Genomic DNA, 18,769 nt, shown 5'->3' on the forward strand with positions numbered 1-18,769 from the left:
CGCGATGGCACGCAGGGCAACGCAGGCCCTATGCCATAGCTTCCGGGTGAGCGGAAGTGCCCGATCGGCTACCTCTGATGGTCCAAACGTGCACAGCTGCGATGGGGTCTTGTCACCCGAGGTAATCGGGCCGTACCGTCCTCGACGCCGAGAGACCTCGGTTGAATCACCAATGCACTCTGAGTGGCCTCGCTGTTTGTCTCCTCCCGGCACATGCGACGTGAGACCTGCAACCCACAACAGAGACGTTCAGGGTGGCCCGGCCGCGGAATCCGACGCGGTCGTCACGCTGGGCCCGAGTCAAGCCTCCGCCGCAGTTGCCTCCGGACCAGGAGAGAAACACGCAATGCAGATCACCCCTCGCCGCACCCCTCACGCTGCCGCCGCCGTGCTGGCTCTGGCCGCGTTCGCCACCGGCTGCGGCAACGGCAGCGACACCGCAACTGGCTCCGGCGACGACAAGAAGCCGGCCATCGGCATCGACCTGCCGCGTTCCGACACCGAATTCTGGGATTCCTACGCGCAGTACCTCAGGAACGACATCGGCTCCAACGATGTCAACGCCCTGTCGCTGAACAACTCGCAGTACGACGCGGCCAACCTGGAGGCCGACGTCCAGGCGTTCGAGAACCTCGGGGCGAAGGCCATCGTCATGGCCCCGCAGGACACCGCCATCGCCCCGACCCTCAACAGGCTGGCGGCGAAGAAGATCCCGGTGGTCAGCGTCGACACCCGGCCGGACAAGGGCGACGTCTACATGGTGGTCCGCGCCGACAACCGGGCCTACGGCATCAAGGCCTGTGAGTACTTGGGCAAGCAGCTGGGAGGTACGGGGAAGGTCGCCGAGTTCCAGGGCGCGTTGGACTCGATCAACGGCCGTGATCGCTCCGAGGCGTTCGCGGAGTGCATGAAGACGAAGTTCCCGAAGGTCCGGATCTTCGAGCTCGCCACCGAGTGGAAGGGCGACGTCGCCTCGACCAAGCTGAAGAAGGTGCTCGCCGAGAACCCCGACCTGGACGGCATCTATATGCAGGCCGGCGGCGTCTTCCTGCAACCGACGCTGACGCTACTCCGGGAGAAGGGGCTGCTCAAGCCGGTCGGCAAGGACGGGCATATCACCATCGTCTCCAACGACGGCATCCCGCAGGAGCTGGCTGCGATCCGCAAGGGGGACATCGACGCGACCGTCTCCCAGCCCGCCGACCTCTATGCCAAGTACGCGCTCTTTTACGCCGAGGCAGCGGCTGCGGGCAAGACGTTCAAGCCGGGAGCGACCGACCACCACTCCACCATCATCAAGCTCCCCAACGGGCTGGAGGACCAACTGCCCGCCCCGCTGGTGACCAAGGCGAATGTGGACGACAAGGCGCTGTGGGGCAACAACGTCGGCTAGGACCGCGGCCGGGGGAGAGGCAAGAGCCGTCTCCCCCCGGCTTCACCGGCCCGGTACAGGAGGTTGTCGGCGACCGTGTCGGTGTGCGCGGTCACTCGCCGTCCAGTTGCCTTCTCAGCCACCGTTCGACGCCCGCCACGTGCACGGACGCCGCGGCGCCTGCCGAGTCGGGATCGCGGTCGACCAGGGCTTCGTAGATCCGTGTGTGCTCGATGTGGGTCCGTTCGAAGGCGCCCTCCTCCTCGTAGCCGCGCCACACCCGTGTGCGGAGCGTCTGTGACGAGAGTGCTTCGAGGATCGCCGCCATGGACTCGTTGCCCGAGGCCCTCGCGATCGCCCGGTGGAAGGCGACGTCGTGCGCGAGGATCTCCTCCGGATCGGCGCTCGCCCGCATCGCCTCAAGGTGCTGCTCCACCTCGGCAAGGTGCTCCGCGTCGATGCGCGCAGCGGCGAGGGCCGTCGCGGTGGACTCCAACACCCGGCGAACTTCAAGGAGTTCAAGCAGTCGTGGGCCCGGCGAGAGGTCCGCGACGGCACCGAAGGTCTCCAGGAGGTCGCCGGCCTCAAGCTGGGTCACGTAGATCCCCGAGCCGTGTCGGGCCTCCAGTACGCCCATGGCGGTCAGGGCGCGGACCGCCTCACGCATCGAGTTGCGGGAGATCCCGAGTCGGGCCGCGAACTCGCGTTCCGTGGGCAGACGCTGCCCCGGCTCCAGAAGCCCCTCTCCGATCATTGACTTGATCTGGTCGATGGCGCGCTGCGTCACCGTTCCCTTCGGCGCCTCTGCCCGCTCCGCACGTGTCTCCACTTCCGCCTCCCTGGTTTGCTGCGCGGAGCCTAGTCCACAAGTGGTCGGACCACTATGGCTCTATCTGGCGGAAAATTCGGCGAGCTCCCCATTGACAGGGCTGAATGGTCCGATGAATAGTCGTGCCCGGCCGGTGAAGCGACCCGGCCGTTCATCTCCTTTGCACCCCGCAACCCCCCTGACTCAGCGCAGTGCCATCGGTGAGGAGCCGCAGCTATGGCCGGCAAGACTCTGAGAATCCCCTCGCGGGCAGCCCGCGCGGCGGCTGCGGCCGCTTGTGCCGCTCTCGCTCTCGCAGCGTGCGGAAGCACGAAAGACGCCTCTGCCGGCGAAGGAGGCGGCGAGGGCAAGGTCGGCGTCGTGCTGCCCCTGCTCACGTCGCCGTTCTGGCAGTCGTACAACGACTATGTGCCGAAGATGGCGACGTCGGAGGGTGTGGACGCCCTGAAGACGGTGAACTCCAACAGCGACCCGTCCCAGCAGATCACCGACATCAACAACCAGCTCAACCAGGGCGTCAAGGGTCTCGTGGTGGCCCCGCTGGACAGTGCCGCGATTGCCGCGGGCCTGGACCAGGCCGAGCGCAAGGGTGTCCCGGTGGTCGCCGTGGACGTCGCCCCGGAAAAGGGCAAGGTCGCCATGGTCGTACGGGCGAACAACAAGGCGTACGGTCAGAAGGCCTGCGAGTACCTGGGGAAGACGGTCAAATCGGGCAAGGTGGTGCAGGTCATGGGTGACCTCGCCTCGGTCAACGGGCGTGAGCGCTCCGAGGCGTTCCGGACCTGTGTCCAGAAGAACTACCCGGACCTGAAGGTCCTGGAGATTCCCGCGAAGTGGGAGTCCGACACGGCCGCCGCCAAGCTCGACACGCTGTTGAACGCCAACCCCGACATCAAGGGCATCTACCTTCAGGCCGGCGGCGTCTACCTGGCACCCACCCTGCAAACCCTCAAGTCCAAGGAGATGCTGAAGAAGACGGGCGAGAAGGGGCACATCGCGATCGTCTCGAACGACGGCATCCCGCAGGAGTTCGACGCGATCCGCAAGGGCCAGATCGACGCCACCGTCTCCCAGCCGGCGGACTCGTACGCCAAGTACGCCATGCACTACATCAAGGCCGCCATGAACGGCAAGACGTTCAAGCCCGGCCCGACGGACCACGACTCGACCATCGTCAAACTGCCCAACGGCCTGCTCGAAGACCAACTGCCGGCGCCCCTGGTCACCAAGGCGAACGTCGACGACCCCAAGCTGTGGGGAAACACGGTCAAGTGAGTGCCGTCGACACCATGACCCGCCCGCTGGTCGCCGCCGAGGGCATCGTCAAGCGCTACGGGCCCACCGTGGCGCTGCGCGACGGCCGGCTGACCGTCGTGCCCGGTGAGTCCCACGCCTTGGTCGGCCGCAACGGCGCGGGCAAATCCACTCTGGTCTCGATCCTCACCGGGTTGCAAGCCCCGGACGCGGGAACGGTGAACTTCGACGGGGAAGCGGCGCCGCCGCTCTCCGACCGCGATGCCTGGCGCCGCAAGGTCGCCTGTGTCTACCAGAAGCCCACGGTCGTCCCCGGCCTCACGGTCGCCGAGAACCTCTTCATCAACCGGCAGCCCACCGGCAGGGGAGGCTTCATCAGCTGGCGCCGCATGCAGGTACAGGCCGCCGAACTGCTCGACACCTGGGACGTACGCGTCGCACCCGGAGCCATCACCGCGGAGCTGAAGGTCGAGGACCGCCAACTCGTGGAGATCGCACGGGCCTTGAGCTTCGGCGCCCGCTTCATCGTCCTCGACGAACCCACCGCGCAGCTCGACAACAGGGAGATCGAGCGGCTCTTCGACCGGATGCGCAGCTTGCAGGAGTCCGGGGTGACCTTCCTGTTCATCTCGCACCATCTACAAGAGGTGTACGAGGTCTGCCAGACGGTGACCGTGCTGCGCGACGCCCGTTGGATCACCACCGCGCCGGTGGCGGACCTGCCGCGCGGCGCCCTCGTCGAGGCCATGGCGGGCGAGGCGGTGGCAGGTGAGACGGCGGCGGAAAGGGGTGCCGTCGCCCGCCCGACCCCGCCCGCCGACGCGCCCATACGTCTCGATGTACGCGGACTCACCGGCGCCGGCGAGGTGTTCGAGGACGTGGACCTGACCATCCGCCGCGGTGAGGTGGTCGGCCTTGCCGGATCCAGCGGCAGTGGCAAGATCGAGTTGGCCGAGAGCCTCGCCGGGCTGCACACCCCGACCGCGGGGCAGGCGGAACTGGACGGCGCGAGGCTGCCGTTGGGCGACGTCTCCGCCGCCTTGCGGGCCGGTGTGGGCTGCGTACCCCGGGACCGGCACGAACAAGGCCTGGTGTCCGGGATGACCATCGGCGACAACGCCACCATGAGCGTCCTCGACCGGCTCGGCCGCTACGGCCTGGTGGGCACCACTGCCAAGCACTCCTTCGCCAGGGACCTCATCCAGCGTCTCGACATCCACGCCGAGGGTCCCGAGCAGCCGGTGTCCGACCTGTCCGGCGGCAACGCCCAGAAGGTCGTCATGGCCCGCGCCCTGGCCAGTGACCCCCGCCTCCTCGTCCTCATCAATCCGACCGCCGGCGTGGACGTGAAGTCCAAGGAGTCACTGCTCGCCCGGGTGGACAGCGCCCGCGACGACGGCACCGCGGTGCTCGTCGTCTCGGACGAGCTCGACGACCTGCGGCGCTGCGACCGCGTCCTGGTGCTGTTCCACGGCCGCGTCGTCGCCGAGCACCCAGCCGGCTGGAACGACCACGAGCTGATCGCCTCGATCGAAGGAGTTGACCGTGGCTGACACCGAGGCCCCGAACCTTGGGGCTGTCAAGGCCGCCTCGCCCACGGCCACCCCGCCGGGTACGCCCAAGAACGTACTGTTGCGCCGAGCGCGCGAGTTGGCCCTCGTACCCGCACTCCTTGCCCTGCTGGTCCTCGGCGCGGTGGTCAACGACTCCTTCCTCACCGAACGCAATCTCATCTCCGTTCTCGGCGCCTCGGCCGCGCTCGCCATGGTCGTGCTCGCCGAATCCCTCGTGCTGATCACCGGGAAGTTCGACCTGTCCCTCGAATCGGTCGTCGGCATCGCACCCGCGCTCGGCGCGCTGCTCGTACTGCCCGCGGCCAGCGCCGGTTTCGGCACCGAATGGCCGGTCGTCACGGGGCTGTTGGCGATCGTGGTGGCCGGTGCGCTGGTCGGCGCCTTCAACGGCGTCCTGGTGGTGAAGTTCAAGCTCAACGCGTTCATCGTCACGCTCGCCATGCTGATCATCCTGCGCGGCCTGCTGGTCGGCGCCACCGAGGGCAAGACCCTCTTCGGTATGCCGGACGCCTTCTTCACCCTCGCGACCACCACCTTCCTCTCCGTTCCGATGTCGGTATGGGTGGCGGTGGCCGCCTTCGGGATCGCCGGTCTTGTGCTCAGGTACCACCGCTGGGGACGGGCGTTGTACGCGATCGGCGGCAACCCGGACGCGGCCCGCGCCGCCGGCATCCGGGTCGAGCGCGTGATGCTGGGAGTCTTCGTCGTCGCCGGGGTTCTCGCGGCGGTCGGCGGTCTGATGCAGACCGGCTACGTCGGCGCCATCAACGCCAACCAGGGCCAGAACATGATCTTCACGGTGTTCGCGGCCGCGGTCATCGGCGGCATCAGCCTCGACGGCGGCAAAGGCACCATGTTCGGTGCCCTCACCGGCGTCCTGCTGCTCGGTGTCGTACAGAACCTGCTGACCCTCGCGCAGGTGCCGTCCTTCTGGATCCAGGCGATCTACGGCGGCATCATCCTCGTCGCCCTCATGATCGCCCGTGTCACCACCGGCCGCGCACAGGACTGAATCCGACCGCACTCACGGGCCCGAAGGGTCCGCGTCGGCCGAAGCCCCCATGTCCGCGCATCACCCGCGCACCCAGCAAGGAGAACCCTCGTGAAACTGCTGCGCCTCGGCGACCCCGGGCGGGAGCGCCCCGCCCTCCTCGCCGATGACGGCCGGTTCCTGGATCTGTCCGGCCTCACCGCCGACATCGACGGTGCCTTCTTCGCCGCCGGCGGCCCGGAACGGGTCCGGGCCGCTGCCGAAGCCGGCGAACTGCCGGAGCTGGATGCGACCGGACTGCGCACCGGCGCCCCCGTCGCCCGTCCCGGCAAGGTCGTCTGCGTCGGCCTCAACTACCGCGACCACGCGACGGAGACCGGGGCCGCCATCCCCGAGCGGCCCGTGGTCTTCATGAAGGACCCGGGCACGGTCGTCGGCCCGTACGACGAGGTGCTCATCCCGCGCGGCTCCACCCGGACCGACTGGGAGGTCGAGCTGGCCGTCGTCGTCGGCACCCGCGCCCGCTACCTGGACAGTGCGGAGCAGGCACTGGACTGCGTGGCAGGGTACGCAGTCAGCCACGACGTATCCGAGCGGGAGTTCCAGCTCGACTTCTCCCCGCAGTGGGATCTGGGCAAGTCGTGCGAGACCTTCAACCCGCTCGGGCCCTGGCTCGTCACCCCCGACGAGGTGGGCCGGCCGCAGTCGCTCGGTCTGAGGCTCGCGGTGAACGGCGAGGTCCGGCAGGACGGCCACACCAAGGACATGGTCTTCCCGGTCGGGTATCTCCTCCACTACCTGAGCCAGTACATGGTCCTCGAACCCGGCGACGTGATCAACACCGGCACCCCGGCGGGCGTCGCCCTCGGCCTGCCCGGACAGCCCTATCTGCGTCCCGGCGACACCGTGGACCTGTCCATCGACGGCCTCGGCAGCCAGCGCCAGACCTTCGCAGCGGCGTGACGCCCGTGAAACCCAAGAAAGCGGCCCTACCAGTGAACAAGGCCCCCGTATCCATGGCTGCCGGCTCTCCCACAGCGGTGCCCGCCGGCGCTCCGCGGATCACCGCCGTCGACACCTACGACATCCGCTTTCCCACCTCGCGCGAGCTCGACGGCTCCGACGCGATGAACCCCGACCCCGACTACTCCGCCGCCTATGTGGTGCTGCGCACCGACGCCGAAGACGGCGCCGAAGGGCACGGCTTCACCTTCACCATCGGACGCGGCAACGACATCCAGGTCGCCGCCATCGAGGCGCTGAGACCGTACGTGGTCGGCCGGCCGGTCGACGCGCTGTGCGCGGACCCCGGCTCGGTGAGCCGCGACCTCACCGGTGACAGCCAACTGCGCTGGCTGGGACCGGAAAAGGGCGTCATCCACATGGCGATCGGTGCCGTGGTCAACGCCGTATGGGACCTCGCCGCCAAGCGGGCCCGCAAGCCCCTGTGGCAACTGCTCGCCGACGCCGAGCCCGAGTGGCTGGCCGGCCAGGTCGACTACCGCTACATCGCCGACGCGCTGACCCCCGCCGAAGCGCTCGTACTCCTCGAACGCGGCCGCGAGGGTGCCCCGCAGCGCGTGGAGCGCCTGCGCGCGACCGGCTACCCCGGCTACACCACGTCCCCCGGCTGGCTCGGCTACTCGGACGAGAAGCTCACCCGCCTCGCCCGCCAGGCGGTCGCGGACGGCTTTCGGCAGATCAAGCTGAAGGTCGGCGCCGACCTGCACGATGACGTCCGCCGCTGCCGTGCCGCCCGCGCAGCTGTCGGCCCCGACATCCGCATCGCGATCGACGCCAATCAACGCTGGAACGTCGACGAGGCCGTCGAATGGACCCGCGCCCTGGCCGAGTTCGACCCGTACTGGATCGAGGAGCCCACCAGCCCGGACGACGTCCTCGGCCACGCGGCGATACGGAAGGCCGTGACTCCGGTGAAGGTCGCCACCGGCGAGCATGTGCAGAACCGCATCGTCTTCAAGCAGCTGCTACAGGCCGGCGCGATCGATGTGCTCCAGCTCGACGCCGCCCGCGTCGGCGGAGTGAACGAGAACCTCGCCATCCTGCTGCTCGCCGCCAAGTACGGGGTGCCGGTCTGCCCGCACGCCGGCGGAGTCGGACTGTGCGAACTCGTCCAGCATCTCTCGATGTTCGACTATGTCGCGCTGTCGGGGACGACCGAGGACCGCGTCATCGAGTACGTCGACCATCTGCACCAGCACTTCATCGACCCGGTCCGAATCGAGCACGGGCGCTACGCCACCCCGACCGCGCCCGGATTCTCGGCACAGATGAGGCAGGAGTCCATCGACGCCTACTGCTACCCCGACGGCACGTTCTGGGCGGCCGACGGCGCCGCCGACAAGGAGGCGAAGGCATGAGTGCGCGTACCGTGACCGGCCGCGACGGCGAACTGCACGGCCTGAAGGCCATCGTCACCGGCGGCGGCTCCGGCATCGGTCTGACCACGGCCCGGCTCCTCGCCGCACGCGGCGCCGCCGTGGCGGTCCTCGACCTCGATCCCGCCGCCGCCACGGCGCCACTGCGCGGCCACACCGCGGATGTGGCGGACGACACCTCCGTCATCGCGGCGGTGGCGGAAGCGGCCGCCGACCTGGGTGGCATCGACATCCTGGTGAACAACGCCGGGATCGGCGCCATCGGCACGGTCGAGGACAACGACGACGCGGAGTGGGAGCGGGTGCTGGGCATCAACGTCCTGGGCATGGTGCGCACCACCCGCGCCGCTCTGCCCCACCTTCGGGAATCGGCGCACGCCTCGATCATCAACACCTGTTCCATCGCCGCCACGGCCGGGCTGCCGCAGCGGGCGCTCTACAGCGCGAGCAAGGGCGCGGTCCTGTCGCTGACGCTGGCGATGGCAGCCGATCATGTCCGCGAAGGAATCCGCGTCAACTGCGTCAACCCCGGCACGGTGGACACCCCTTGGGTGGGGCGGCTGCTGGAGCAGGCCGACGACCCCGCCGCCGAGCGCGCCGCGCTCGCCGCACGCCAGCCGATGGGCCGTCTGGTCACCGCCGACGAGGTGGCCGCGGCCATCGCCTATCTGGCCGGCCCCGGCGCGGCCTCGGTGACCGGCACCGCCCTCGCCGTGGACGGCGGCATGCAGGGCCTGCGACTGCGCCCGGTGGGGCAGTGATGGCAGCCGAGGCGAGTGACACCCCCGGACGCACGGCCCACCCGCCCGCCGACGCCATGCCGCGACGCGCCCTCGGCCGCAGCGGCGTCGAGGTCACCGCGCTCGGCCTCGGCGGCGCGGCGATAGCCGGGCTCTACAGCCCGGTCGACGAGGAAGGCGCCGCCGCCACCATCGAGGCGGCCTGGGACGCGGGCATCCGCTACTTCGACACCGCGCCGCACTACGGCCTGGGTGTCTCCGAGCGACGCCTGGGCGCGGTGCTGCGCACCAAGCCCCCTACGGAGTACGTCATCTCCACCAAGGTGGGCCGCCTCCTTGAGCCGTACGAGGGGGGCGGCTCCGACATGGCGAACGGCTTCGCCGTCCCCGCCACCCACCGCCGTGCGTGGGACTTCAGCGCCGACGGGGTGCGACGCTCCCTGGAGGAGAGCCTGACCCGCCTCGGCCTCGACCGCGTCGACCTGGCCCTGATCCACGACCCCGACGACCACGGCGAGCAGGCGTTCCGAGAGGCCTACCCGGAGCTGGAAAGGCTCCGCTCCGAAGGCATGGTGGGAGCCATCGGCGCGGGCATGAACCAGACCGCGATGCTCACCCGGTTCCTCATCGAGTCGGACGTCGACGCGGTACTGTGCGCGGGCCGCTACACCCTTCTCGAACAGCCCGCTCTCGCCGAACTGCTGCCCGCCGCCGCGCAGCGCGGCAAGAGCGTCATCATCGGCGGTGTCTTCAACTCCGGGCTCCTCGCAAACCCCGGTCCAGGCGCCACGTACAACTACAGTGCGGCCCCCGGCGAGTTGCTGGAGGGGGCGCTGCGGATGCGGGAGATCACCGAGGCGTACGGCGTACCGCTGCGCGCCGCCGCCCTCCACTTCCCCTTCGGCCACCCGGCGGTGGCGAGTGTGCTGACCGGTGCACGGTCGGCGGCGGAGGTTCGGGACGCGGCAACACTCCTGAACGCACCCGTCCCGGCCGACGTCTGGGAACGGTTGCGCGAAGAGGCCCTGCTACCGTGCCACGTGCCCGTCCCGGAGGCCCGATAGCGATGCGCGTCGCACTGTTCCTCACGTGCTTCAACGACACGATGTTCCCGCAGACCGGCAAGGCCGTGGTGAAGCTCCTGGAGCGGCTGGGCCACACCGTCGAGTTCCCGCAAGCCCAAACCTGCTGCGGCCAGATGCACTTCAACACCGGATACCGGCCCGAGGCGCTGCCCATGGTCCGCCGTTTCGCGGAGGTCTTCTCGGGTTACGACGCCATCGTCACACCCTCCGGCTCGTGCGCCGGAATGATCCGCGCACACCACGCGACGCTGGCCGCCCAGTACGGGGACTCGGACCTCCGGGCCGCTGTCAGGGGTGTCGCCCCCACCGTGCGCGAACTGTCGGAGTTCCTGGTGGACATCCTCGGCGTAACCGACGTCGGGGCGTACTTCCCGCACCGCGTCACCTACCACCCCACCTGCCACTCCCTGCGGATGCTCCGCGTCGGCGACCGACCCCTTCGACTCCTGCGCGCCGTCAAGGGCATCGATCTGGTCGAACTGCCCGAGGCCGACAGCTGCTGCGGCTTCGGCGGCACCTTCGCCCTGAAGAACCCCGACGTGTCCAACGCCATGCTCGCCGACAAGGTCCGTGCCGTGCAGGTCACCCGCGCCGAAGTGCTGTGCGCCGGCGACAACTCCTGCCTGATGCACATCGGCGGCGGCCTCGGCCGACTCCGCACCGGCGTGGGCACCAGGCACCTGGCGGAGATCCTCGCCGCGACGGAAGGAGATGCGGCGTGAGCGGGACGGACAACCCCGACAACGTGGTCTGGCTGGGCAGCCCCTCCTTCCCCGCTGCGGCGAAGGCAGCCGTCGCGGACAGCCGGCTCCGTGCCAATCTGCGCAAGGCCACCGGCACCATCCGCGACAAACGGCTCGCCGTCTCCGCCGAACTCGACGACTGGGAGGAGCTGCGCACCGCAGCCGCCGCCATCAAGCGGGCCACCCTTCGTCACCTCGACGCACACCTCCTGCGCCTGGAGGCATCGGTCACCGCCGCGGGAGGCACCGTGCACTGGGCGGCCGACGCCGACGAGGCGAACCGCATCGTCACCGAGCTCGTCCGGGCCACCGGCGAGCGCGAGGTCGTCAAGGTCAAGTCCATGGCCACCCAGGAGATCGGCCTCAACGACGCTCTCGCCGAGGCGGGCATCAGGGCGTACGAGACCGATCTCGCCGAACTCATCGTCCAGCTCGGCGACGACCGCCCCTCGCACATCCTGGTCCCGGCCATCCACAAGGGCCGCGCCGAGATCCGGGAGATCTTCCGGGACGCGATGGGGCAGTGGGGGAGGCCCGCGCCCGATGACCTGACCGACGAACCCGGCGACCTCGCCGAGGCCGCACGCCTACACCTGCGCGAGAGGTTCCTGCGGGCCAAAGTGGCCGTCTCCGGCGCGAACTTCGCCGCCGCCGACACCGGCACGGTCGTCGTCGTGGAGTCCGAGGGGAACGGCCGGATGTGCCTCACCCTCCCCGAGACGCTGATCACCGTGATGGGCATCGAGAAGGTCCTGCCCTCCTTCGCCGATCTCGAAGTCTTCCTCCAACTGCTGCCCCGGTCCTCCACCGGTGAGCGGATGAACCCATACACCAGCATGTGGACCGGCCCGACCGAGGGCGATGGCCCTCGCGCCTTCCACCTGGTCCTTCTCGACAACGGCCGCACCGCCACGCTCAAGGACACCGTCGGGCGCCAGACCCTCGGCTGCATCCGCTGCTCGGCTTGCCTCAACGTCTGCCCGGTCTACGAGCGCACCGGCGGCCACGCCTACGGCTCGGTCTACCCCGGCCCGATCGGCGCCGTGCTCACCCCCCAGTTGGTCGGGGTCGAACAGGTCGCCACGCTGCCCTACGCGTCCACCCTCTGCGGCGCCTGCTACGACGCCTGCCCGGTGAAGATCGACATCCCTGAGGTGCTGGTGCATCTGCGCGCCCACGCTGTGGACGCCAAGCGCAGGGGGCCGGTCCGCACGCCGGAAGCACTGTTGATGAAGGCCGCGGCCGCGACCCTGTCCTCCCCGCGCCGACTCGGCATGGCCCAGCGGGCGGCCGCGCTCGGCGGCCGGCTCCTGGCCCGGCACGGCATCCTGCGCCGCCTTCCAGGGCCACTCGCGCGCTGGTCCGACACGCGGGACACGCCGGCACCACCGCAGGAGACGTTCCGCGCCTGGTGGCGCCGTGAGAGGAGCCCGAGATGAGCAGCCGCGCGACCGTACTCGGCCGTATCCGTTCGGCACTGGCGGACGTCCCCGCCACCGAGTCGCACGACGCCGCGAGCATCCCCCGCGACTACCGCGACAGCCACGCCGGACACGACGTCATCGGCCTGTTCGCCGAACGCGCCGCCGACTACCGGGCCACCGTCACCCGCACCGCCGACCCGCGCAAGGCCCTCGCCGCCGCGCTGGCCCACCGGCAGGTGTCCGGCACCCTCGTCGTTCCCGCGGGGTTCCCGGCCGGATGGCTGCCGGACGGCGACTGGACCCGGTGCACCGACACCCCACCGCTCGACGTGCGCGCACTTGACGCAGTGGGCGGTGTGCTCACCACCTGTGCCCTGGCCGTCGCCGTCACCGGCACGATCGTCCTCGACGCCGGCCCCGGCCAAGGCCGTCGGGCACTCACCCTGCTGCCCGACTACCACCTGTGCGTCGTACGCGCCGACCAGATCGCCGCAGACGTGCCCGAAGCGCTGCGCCGCCTCGACCCCCGTCGCCCCCTCACCTTCATCTCCGGCCCTTCCGCCACCAGTGACATCGAGTTGGAGCGAGTCGAGGGCGTGCACGGACCGCGCACCCTGGACATCGTCATCGTCGACAGCTGAGGAGTCCCCCCATGCGCATCGCCCTGCACACCAAGGTCCGTGCGGACCGAATCGCGGAGTACGAGGCGGCTCATCGCGAAGTGCCGCAGGAGCTGACGGCCGCCATCCGCGCCGCCGGAACCACGTCGTGGACCATCTGGCGCAGCGGCACGGACCTCTTCCACGTCCTGGAATGCGAGGACTACGCCGCCCTCCTCGTCGAACTGGAGAAGCTGCCGGTGAACATCGCCTGGCAGGCCCGTATGGCCGAACTCCTCGACGTCATCCACGACTACTCGGCGGACGGAGCCACCGCCGGCCTGCCCGTCGTATGGGAGCTGTGAGGCTCATGGGCATCATCGACGCGCACCACCACGTATGGGACCTCTCCGTGCGCGACCAGGACTGGATCACGGGACCCGAACTCGCCCCGCTGCGCCGCGACTTCCTCCTCTCCGAACTGGAACCGCAGGCCCGCGCCGAGGGCGTCGACCGCACCGTCCTCGTCCAGACGATCACGGTGCCGGAGGAAACCCCGGAGCTCCTGGCGCTGGCGGCCGAGAGCGACGTGGTGGCGGGAGTGGTCGGCTGGACCGACCTCACCGCGTCCGACGTGGCCGAGGAGCTGGCCCGGTTGCGTGCCCTGCCCGGCGGCGAGCGGCTGCGGGGCATCCGCCACCAGGTGCAGGGTGAGCCGGACCCCTGGTGGCTCACCCGCCGCGAAGTGCTGCGCGGACTGCGGACGGTGGCGGACGCGGGGCTTGTGTACGACGTGGTCGTCCTGCCGCACCAGTTGCCCGCGGTGGTCTCCGCTGCTCGGCACCTGCCCGAACTCACCTTCGTGCTGGACCACTTGGGCAAACCGCCCATCATTGCGGGTCGGTTGGAGCCGTGGTCGGAGGCCGTCCGAGAGCTGGCGGCGCAGCCGAACACCGTCTGCAAGCTGTCCGGCATGGTCACCGAGGCCGACTGGCACGAGTGGACGGTCGACGCCCTGCGCCCCTATGCGGACACCGTGCTCGACGCCTTCGGCCCGCAGCGGTTGCTGTTCGGATCCGACTGGCCGGTGTGCACGCTCGCGGCACGCTACGCCGAGGTGGTGGACGCCACCGCTGTGCTCCTCGCGGGTCTGAGCCCTGACGAGAGGGCCGCCGTGTGGACGGGCACCGCGGAGCGGGTGTACGGGCTCTGATTGCCGCGTGGCGCGTTCGCTCGGGGGATCCGCTAGATGCAGATGATGACGAGAAGGCCGCCGCAGTCGTCGCCGCCGTCGCCACCGTGGCCGTGGCGGTGGCCGCCGATCGGGCTCATCTGGGACGTCGTGGCCTTCGTGGTCTTTGTGGCGGAGTGCGAGGCGGGCGTCGCGGCCGCGGCGGACGCGGCGGTCGCCGTCCCCGCCGCAAGCGCGAGGCCGAGCGCGGCGCCGGCCGCGAAAATGCGCGATATGGACTTCTTCGGACGAGCCATCTGTGAAGTGTTCATGGAACCACCATGCGCGCCCGTGGGGTCGATTTCCCGCCGAGCGCATCTGAACGGGTGAGCGAGGTGAAATCCAACGGTCCGATATCGCAATGCGCCTGACGCCGTTGTCATTCGCGAACCCGTCAACGCCCAACGGCCGAGTCTTCGGGGCGTTGGTCGCGGTATGCGTGAACTTCCCCTCAAATGCCCCCAGCTGCCCCTCGCGTGCGGTTCGCTGCCTCTCCGCGAGCGCGGGGATCGGACCGGGGTCACGCCCCGCCGTCGCCAGTCCCTCCCGGGGGTGCCCATGGGGCACCGGGCCGCGTGCGGCAGGATGACAGATCGCGTCGGGTCGTCTGTGGACGTCCCGACGCCTTCGCGTTCCTGGAGACGAGCAAGGTGAAATGGTGACGAAGCATCACATCCGGTGTGCGGTAGCGCTCCTCCGGCCCGTGGGGGGCGACCGGTGAACCGCGCGGTGACCCTGCATGACCTGATTGTCGCCGGGGCCGCGCTGGCCGCCGGTCTGCTGGCCGGCCTGCTGTTGCGCGCGGCCCTGCGCTGGTTGGGGAGGCATGCGCTCCGGACGCGGTGGAGCGGGGACGACGTCATCGTCGACGCCCTGCGGTCCGTGGTGCCCTGGGCGGCGATCTGTGCGGGCCTGGCGGCGGCGACCGCGTCGCTCCCGCTGACCGCGACCATCGGACGCAACGTCAACCGGACGCTGACGGTGCTGCTCATCCTGGTCGTCACGCTCACCGCGGCCCGGGTGATCACCGGTCTGGTGAAGTCGGTGGCCCAGTCGAGATCGGGCGTGGCCGGATCGGCCACCATATTCGCCAACATCACCCGCATCGTGGTCCTGGCGATGGGCATGCTCGTCGTCCTACAGACCCTGGGCATCTCCGTCGCCCCGCTGCTCACCGCACTGGGCGTGGGAGGGCTCGCGGTCGCCCTGGCGTTGCAGGACACCCTCGCCAACCTCTTCGCGGGCGTGCACGTCCTCGCCTCGAAGACCGTGCAGCCCGGTGACTACATCCGGCTCAGCAGCGGCGAGGAGGGCTACGTCGTCGACATCAACTGGCGCAACACGGTGGTGCGCCAGCTCTCCAACAACCTGGTGATCATCCCCAACGCCCAGCTGGCCGGCACCAACATGACCAACTTCACCCGGCCGGAACAGCAGCTGTCGATCCTGGTCCAGGTGGGGGTCGGCTACGACAGCGACCTCGACCACGTCGAGCGGGTCACCATCGAGGTCGTCAAGAGCGTGATGACCGGCGTCAGCGGTGCGCTGCCCGACCACGAACCGGCCGTCCGCTTCCACACCTTCGGGGACTCCCGGATCGGATTCACGGTGATCCTCGGGGTCGGCGAGTTCAGCGACCAGTACCGGATCAAGCACGAGTTCATCAAGCGCCTGCACCAGCGCTACCGGGCCGAGGGCATCAGGATCCCCGCCCCGACCCGGACCGTGGCGTTGCAGCCGTCCGACGGCGTCACCATCCCGCACCAGCGCGGGACGTCGGACCCGGTGGCCTGAGACGGCGCGCGTCCACCCGCCCCACCGCCACCCCGGTGGGGCGCGGCGGCGCCGACAACGCCACTTGCCGGGTCGGCAAAGGAAGACAGGCGTATTCACCCGGTGCGCCCTAGCGTGAAGAGACGGGCCGAAGAATTCCCCGCGATGGAGCAGAGGGTGATGCGCGATGACCGAGTTCGCTGAGCAGCGGTCGCGGAATACCGGGGACCTCGGGCGGACGACCATCGCCGACGGGGTGGTGGCGAAGATCGCCTTCCTGGCGGCCGGGGACGTACCGGGGGTGCACGCCCTGGGCAGCGGATTTGCACGCTCCGTGGGGGAGCTGCGCAAGCGGGTGCCCGGTGGGGGTACGAGCACCACGCACGGGGTCAAGGTCGAAGTCGGTGAGAAGCAGGCCGCAGTTGACCTCGACATCGTCGCCGAGTACGGCGAGATCATCCCCCAGGTGGCCCGGGCGGTGCGCGAGAACGTGATCTCCGCGGTCGAGCGGATGACCGGTCTGGAGGTCGTCGAGGTCAACATCGCGGTGAGCGACGTGAAGCTCCCCGAGGAGGAGGAAGCCGAGGAACGGGTGCGTTGACCGGGGTGCCGCGCCCGCGGTACGGGGTTCAGCGTTCCGCCGCGCCCTGGTCGCCGGGGAGCGGGCAGACGGCGACACCACGTTCGGTGACACTGCCCATGACCAGTAGCCCCTTCGTCCGGCAGACGCTGGTGACCCCGCGGTACGGCGAGTTCGCGGCGCACAGGTCGTGGGACGGGCCGCCGTCCGGCCGGATCGCCAGGACGCGCACCGTGGGGTGCGGCGGCGGGAGGCGACGGAGGCGGAGCAGGGCCTTCCAGGCCGCCCGGCGGACGGCGAGCGGCGCCTTGTACAACAGCTCCACGCCCGCCTTGCGCGGCCCCACCAGGGCGATCCAGAAGGTTCCCGCGGCGTCGCGGGAGATGTTGTCGGGGTAGCCCGGCAGATCCGCGGCGAAGGTGTCCGCACGGCCGGCCCGGGGGCCGGTGAGCCAGTAGCGGGCCAGCCGGCGGGCACCGGTCTCGGCCACGACGAGGAACGCGTCGTCCGGGGCCAGCGCCACACCGTTGGCGAACTGGAGCCCCGCCAGCAGGACTTCGGGCACTCCGCCGGGGCGCAGCCGCACCAGCTGCCCGCTGCCGATGTGCTCCAGGATGTCGGCCGGCCACTCGGCGAGGGCGTGGCGGACGCTGGAGACGGTGAAGTACACCGTGCCGTCCGCCGCCATGACGGCGTTGCTACAGAACCGCAGGGGCGCCCCGGCCACCTCGTCGGCCAGCACGCGGACGGTGCCGTCCCCGGGGGTGACGCGCAGCAGACCGCGGGAGGCGTCGCACACGAGCAGATCGCCGCCGGCCAGCGGCTCCAGACCGAGTGGTCTGCCCCCGGTGTGCGCCACGGCCTCGGCCCGTGCGTCGGGCACCGTCGCTCCGGCCGGGCGCGCGGTGCCGTCCGCAGCCGGCTCCGGGAGGTGCAGCCGCCAGATCGTGCCGTCCGCGGCGCCGGCGAGCACACTGCCGTCGGCGTCGGCGATCACGTCCTCGGGGCCCTCGATGTGCGGAGTGACGACCCGGAGCGCCGACAGCGGCCGGGACTCACGGCCGCGGGCCCCGCCCGCGCGGACCCGGCTCACCGTGACCTGCCCTGCCGCGCCGGACCCGTCGCGAGCGGCACCCCGCTGTGGTGCAGTTCCCGTTCCATGACGTGGCTCCTCCATCCCACCGTGCTGTCCCTTCGGCACCTCCCATCGTCACCGCTCCCGGTCGGCCCCGCCGCCGCTTCGCGGGATCCTCCCCCGCGCAACGGTGCGGGCCAGGAGCCCGGCGGTGAACAGCGCGAAGGCGGCCGGCAGCAGCTGGCTGGGGAAGAGGAGGCGGGCGGCCAGCGCGCTGAGCAGCGCGAGGGCCGGCGTGGGCAGGTCGCCGCGGCGGTCCCGGACGGCGTCCAGGGGCAGCACGGCGAACAGGGCGGTCATCGCGAAGTCCAGGCCGGTGACGCTGTCGGGTACCCGCGAGCCCAGCAGGGCGCCCACGGTGGCACCGCCGACCCAGTACAGGTGCAGGAACACCTGGAGCCGGCGGATCCGGCCGCCGGACCAGGAGCGGGCCCGTTCGCCCGTGGTCAGGGCGTAGGCGACCATGAAGGAGATCAAGGCCGATTCCTGACCGCGGATCGGCCCGGTGGGGCGTCACTCACTCCGGAGGGCCGTCACTCCGGAAGGTCCTCGTCGTGCGCGATGTGCATCGCCGCTTCCTCCGCGGACGCGGCGCCGCCGTCGATTCCCACGTCACGCGCCGAGACGTCACTGCTGCCGCCGCGCCAGAAGCCCTCGTCGGAGCCGACCAGCCGCCCCGCCCGCTCGTGGCCGCACTCGATGTCCACCGGTTCGCCCACGCCGTCCGGCAGGTCGCCGATGTCGTCGCCGTCGGGTGTGCAGACGTCCGGCAGCTCCACGGACAGCCGGTGGTCGAGCGACTCGCGCTCGTGCAGCTCCCGTGCGGTGGTGCCCTCGTGGTTCACCACGAAGGGCCGCTCGGGGGGCGAATAGCCGGTGTCCAGCATCTCGTCGAGGCCGGGCTCGCCGAGGGCGTCCTCCATGTCGAGGTCGTTGGGGTTGTCCTGGGGATCGGTTCTGGACGGCTGGTAGACCTCGTCGCCCATCGCGTCGTCGGACATGACCGCCCTCCTTCTCCCCATCCGCTCGCCCCGCCGCGG

19 protein-coding genes and 1 pseudogene are annotated in these 18,769 nt (G+C 70.3%); 15 read left to right on the forward strand and 5 right to left on the reverse strand.

Features of this window, described 5'->3' with window-relative positions; genetic code table 11:
* The first annotated feature begins 346 nt into the window (after positions 1-346).
* Positions 347-1,393 (forward strand): sugar ABC transporter substrate-binding protein, encoded by a 1,047-nt coding sequence (locus tag AB0C96_RS03315; protein WP_362913149.1) that lies wholly within the window; start codon positions 347-349, stop codon positions 1,391-1,393.
* A 91-nt stretch (positions 1,394-1,484) separates the two neighbouring features.
* Here AB0C96_RS03315 and AB0C96_RS03320 read toward each other — a convergent pair whose 3' ends face one another.
* The gene (locus AB0C96_RS03320; RefSeq protein ID WP_362913151.1) at positions 1,485-2,201 is read right to left on the reverse strand and encodes a FadR/GntR family transcriptional regulator; all 717 of its coding nucleotides are present in this window, start codon (positions 2,199-2,201) and stop codon (positions 1,485-1,487) included.
* A gap of 216 nt (positions 2,202-2,417) precedes the next feature.
* On the opposite strand from AB0C96_RS03320, the gene AB0C96_RS03325 reads away from it, so the two are divergent.
* From AB0C96_RS03325 to AB0C96_RS03380, 12 genes are all read left to right on the forward strand, one after another.
* On the forward strand, positions 2,418-3,476 hold the full coding sequence (locus AB0C96_RS03325; protein WP_362913153.1) for a sugar ABC transporter substrate-binding protein: 1,059 nt from the start codon (positions 2,418-2,420) through the stop codon (positions 3,474-3,476).
* Positions 3,477-3,490: 14 nt separating this feature from the next.
* Positions 3,491-5,008: a sugar ABC transporter ATP-binding protein gene (locus AB0C96_RS03330; protein ID WP_362913343.1), complete on the forward strand. Its 1,518-nt coding sequence runs from the start codon at positions 3,491-3,493 to the stop codon at positions 5,006-5,008.
* Positions 5,009-5,084: 76 nt separating this feature from the next.
* Positions 5,085-6,041, forward strand: a complete 957-nt coding sequence (locus AB0C96_RS03335; protein WP_362913345.1) for an ABC transporter permease — start codon at positions 5,085-5,087, stop codon at positions 6,039-6,041.
* A gap of 90 nt (positions 6,042-6,131) precedes the next feature.
* Positions 6,132-6,983, forward strand: coding sequence for a fumarylacetoacetate hydrolase family protein (locus tag AB0C96_RS03340; protein ID WP_362913155.1), 852 nt, complete (start codon positions 6,132-6,134; stop codon positions 6,981-6,983).
* 53 nt (positions 6,984-7,036) lie between these two features.
* A complete protein-coding gene (locus tag AB0C96_RS03345; protein WP_362913157.1) occupies positions 7,037-8,401 on the forward strand; it encodes an enolase C-terminal domain-like protein in 1,365 nt (454 codons plus the stop codon).
* Positions 8,398-9,180, forward strand: coding sequence for an SDR family oxidoreductase (locus tag AB0C96_RS03350; RefSeq protein WP_362913159.1), 783 nt, complete (start codon positions 8,398-8,400; stop codon positions 9,178-9,180). Before AB0C96_RS03345 ends, AB0C96_RS03350 begins: the two co-directional genes overlap by 4 nt.
* Before the next feature lie 56 nt (positions 9,181-9,236).
* The gene (locus AB0C96_RS03355; RefSeq protein ID WP_362913347.1) at positions 9,237-10,223 is read left to right on the forward strand and encodes an aldo/keto reductase; all 987 of its coding nucleotides are present in this window, start codon (positions 9,237-9,239) and stop codon (positions 10,221-10,223) included.
* A gap of 2 nt (positions 10,224-10,225) precedes the next feature.
* On the forward strand, positions 10,226-10,966 hold the full coding sequence (locus AB0C96_RS03360; RefSeq protein WP_362913161.1) for a (Fe-S)-binding protein: 741 nt from the start codon (positions 10,226-10,228) through the stop codon (positions 10,964-10,966).
* Entirely contained in the window at positions 10,963-12,426 is a 1,464-nt protein-coding gene (locus tag AB0C96_RS03365; protein WP_362913163.1) for a LutB/LldF family L-lactate oxidation iron-sulfur protein, read from the forward strand. The genes AB0C96_RS03360 and AB0C96_RS03365 overlap by 4 nt, the downstream gene beginning before the upstream one ends.
* Positions 12,423-13,052: an LUD domain-containing protein gene (locus AB0C96_RS03370; protein WP_362913165.1), complete on the forward strand. Its 630-nt coding sequence runs from the start codon at positions 12,423-12,425 to the stop codon at positions 13,050-13,052. Before AB0C96_RS03365 ends, AB0C96_RS03370 begins: the two co-directional genes overlap by 4 nt.
* Before the next feature lie 11 nt (positions 13,053-13,063).
* Entirely contained in the window at positions 13,064-13,375 is a 312-nt protein-coding gene (locus tag AB0C96_RS03375; RefSeq protein WP_362913167.1) for an L-rhamnose mutarotase, read from the forward strand.
* Between the two features lie 5 nt (positions 13,376-13,380).
* On the forward strand, positions 13,381-14,223 hold the full coding sequence (locus AB0C96_RS03380; protein WP_362913169.1) for an amidohydrolase family protein: 843 nt from the start codon (positions 13,381-13,383) through the stop codon (positions 14,221-14,223).
* A 32-nt stretch (positions 14,224-14,255) separates the two neighbouring features.
* Here AB0C96_RS03380 and AB0C96_RS03385 read toward each other — a convergent pair whose 3' ends face one another.
* A complete protein-coding gene (locus AB0C96_RS03385; RefSeq protein ID WP_362913171.1) occupies positions 14,256-14,513 on the reverse strand; it encodes a hypothetical protein in 258 nt (85 codons plus the stop codon).
* A gap of 445 nt (positions 14,514-14,958) precedes the next feature.
* Between AB0C96_RS03385 and AB0C96_RS03390 the strand changes: the two genes are divergently transcribed.
* Together AB0C96_RS03390 and AB0C96_RS03395 are read left to right on the forward strand one after the other, a co-directional pair.
* Positions 14,959-16,035 (forward strand): mechanosensitive ion channel family protein, encoded by a 1,077-nt coding sequence (locus tag AB0C96_RS03390; protein WP_362913173.1) that lies wholly within the window; start codon positions 14,959-14,961, stop codon positions 16,033-16,035.
* Between the two features lie 166 nt (positions 16,036-16,201).
* The gene (locus tag AB0C96_RS03395; RefSeq protein ID WP_362913175.1) at positions 16,202-16,615 is read left to right on the forward strand and encodes an Asp23/Gls24 family envelope stress response protein; all 414 of its coding nucleotides are present in this window, start codon (positions 16,202-16,204) and stop codon (positions 16,613-16,615) included.
* Positions 16,616-16,643: 28 nt separating this feature from the next.
* Here the strand turns inward: AB0C96_RS03395 and AB0C96_RS03400 are convergent, their stop codons facing one another.
* The 3 genes and pseudogenes from AB0C96_RS03400 to AB0C96_RS03410 form a co-directional block, all read right to left on the reverse strand.
* Positions 16,644-17,687: an SMP-30/gluconolactonase/LRE family protein gene (locus tag AB0C96_RS03400; RefSeq protein WP_362913177.1), complete on the reverse strand. Its 1,044-nt coding sequence runs from the start codon at positions 17,685-17,687 to the stop codon at positions 16,644-16,646.
* A 117-nt stretch (positions 17,688-17,804) separates the two neighbouring features.
* Positions 17,805-18,188, reverse strand: a pseudogene (locus AB0C96_RS03405) (branched-chain amino acid ABC transporter permease); the annotation flags it as partial.
* A gap of 74 nt (positions 18,189-18,262) precedes the next feature.
* A complete protein-coding gene (locus AB0C96_RS03410) occupies positions 18,263-18,730 on the reverse strand; it encodes a DUF5709 domain-containing protein (RefSeq protein WP_362913179.1) in 468 nt (155 codons plus the stop codon).
* Between the last annotated feature and the right edge of the window lie 39 nt (positions 18,731-18,769).

The organism is Streptomyces sp. NPDC048506 (assembly GCF_040651315.1).
In the GTDB taxonomy this organism is placed as follows: Bacteria; Actinomycetota; Actinomycetes; order Streptomycetales; family Streptomycetaceae; genus Streptomyces.

Coding starts and splice junctions, on each gene's coding strand:
- AB0C96_RS03315 (WP_362913149.1), top strand. CDS start 347: ATGCAGATCACCCCTCGCCGCACCCCTCACGCTGCCGCCGCCGTGCTG.
- AB0C96_RS03325 (WP_362913153.1), top strand. CDS start 2,418: ATGGCCGGCAAGACTCTGAGAATCCCCTCGCGGGCAGCCCGCGCGGCG.
- AB0C96_RS03330 (WP_362913343.1), top strand. CDS start 3,491: ATGACCCGCCCGCTGGTCGCCGCCGAGGGCATCGTCAAGCGCTACGGG.
- AB0C96_RS03345 (WP_362913157.1), top strand. CDS start 7,037: ATGGCTGCCGGCTCTCCCACAGCGGTGCCCGCCGGCGCTCCGCGGATC.
- AB0C96_RS03350 (WP_362913159.1), top strand. CDS start 8,398: ATGAGTGCGCGTACCGTGACCGGCCGCGACGGCGAACTGCACGGCCTG.
- AB0C96_RS03355 (WP_362913347.1), top strand. CDS start 9,237: ATGCCGCGACGCGCCCTCGGCCGCAGCGGCGTCGAGGTCACCGCGCTC.
- AB0C96_RS03360 (WP_362913161.1), top strand. CDS start 10,226: ATGCGCGTCGCACTGTTCCTCACGTGCTTCAACGACACGATGTTCCCG.
- AB0C96_RS03370 (WP_362913165.1), top strand. CDS start 12,423: ATGAGCAGCCGCGCGACCGTACTCGGCCGTATCCGTTCGGCACTGGCG.
- AB0C96_RS03375 (WP_362913167.1), top strand. CDS start 13,064: ATGCGCATCGCCCTGCACACCAAGGTCCGTGCGGACCGAATCGCGGAG.
- AB0C96_RS03380 (WP_362913169.1), top strand. CDS start 13,381: ATGGGCATCATCGACGCGCACCACCACGTATGGGACCTCTCCGTGCGC.
- AB0C96_RS03385 (WP_362913171.1), bottom strand. CDS start 14,513: ATGAACACTTCACAGATGGCTCGTCCGAAGAAGTCCATATCGCGCATT.
- AB0C96_RS03395 (WP_362913175.1), top strand. CDS start 16,202: ATGACCGAGTTCGCTGAGCAGCGGTCGCGGAATACCGGGGACCTCGGG.
- AB0C96_RS03410 (WP_362913179.1), bottom strand. CDS start 18,730: ATGTCCGACGACGCGATGGGCGACGAGGTCTACCAGCCGTCCAGAACC.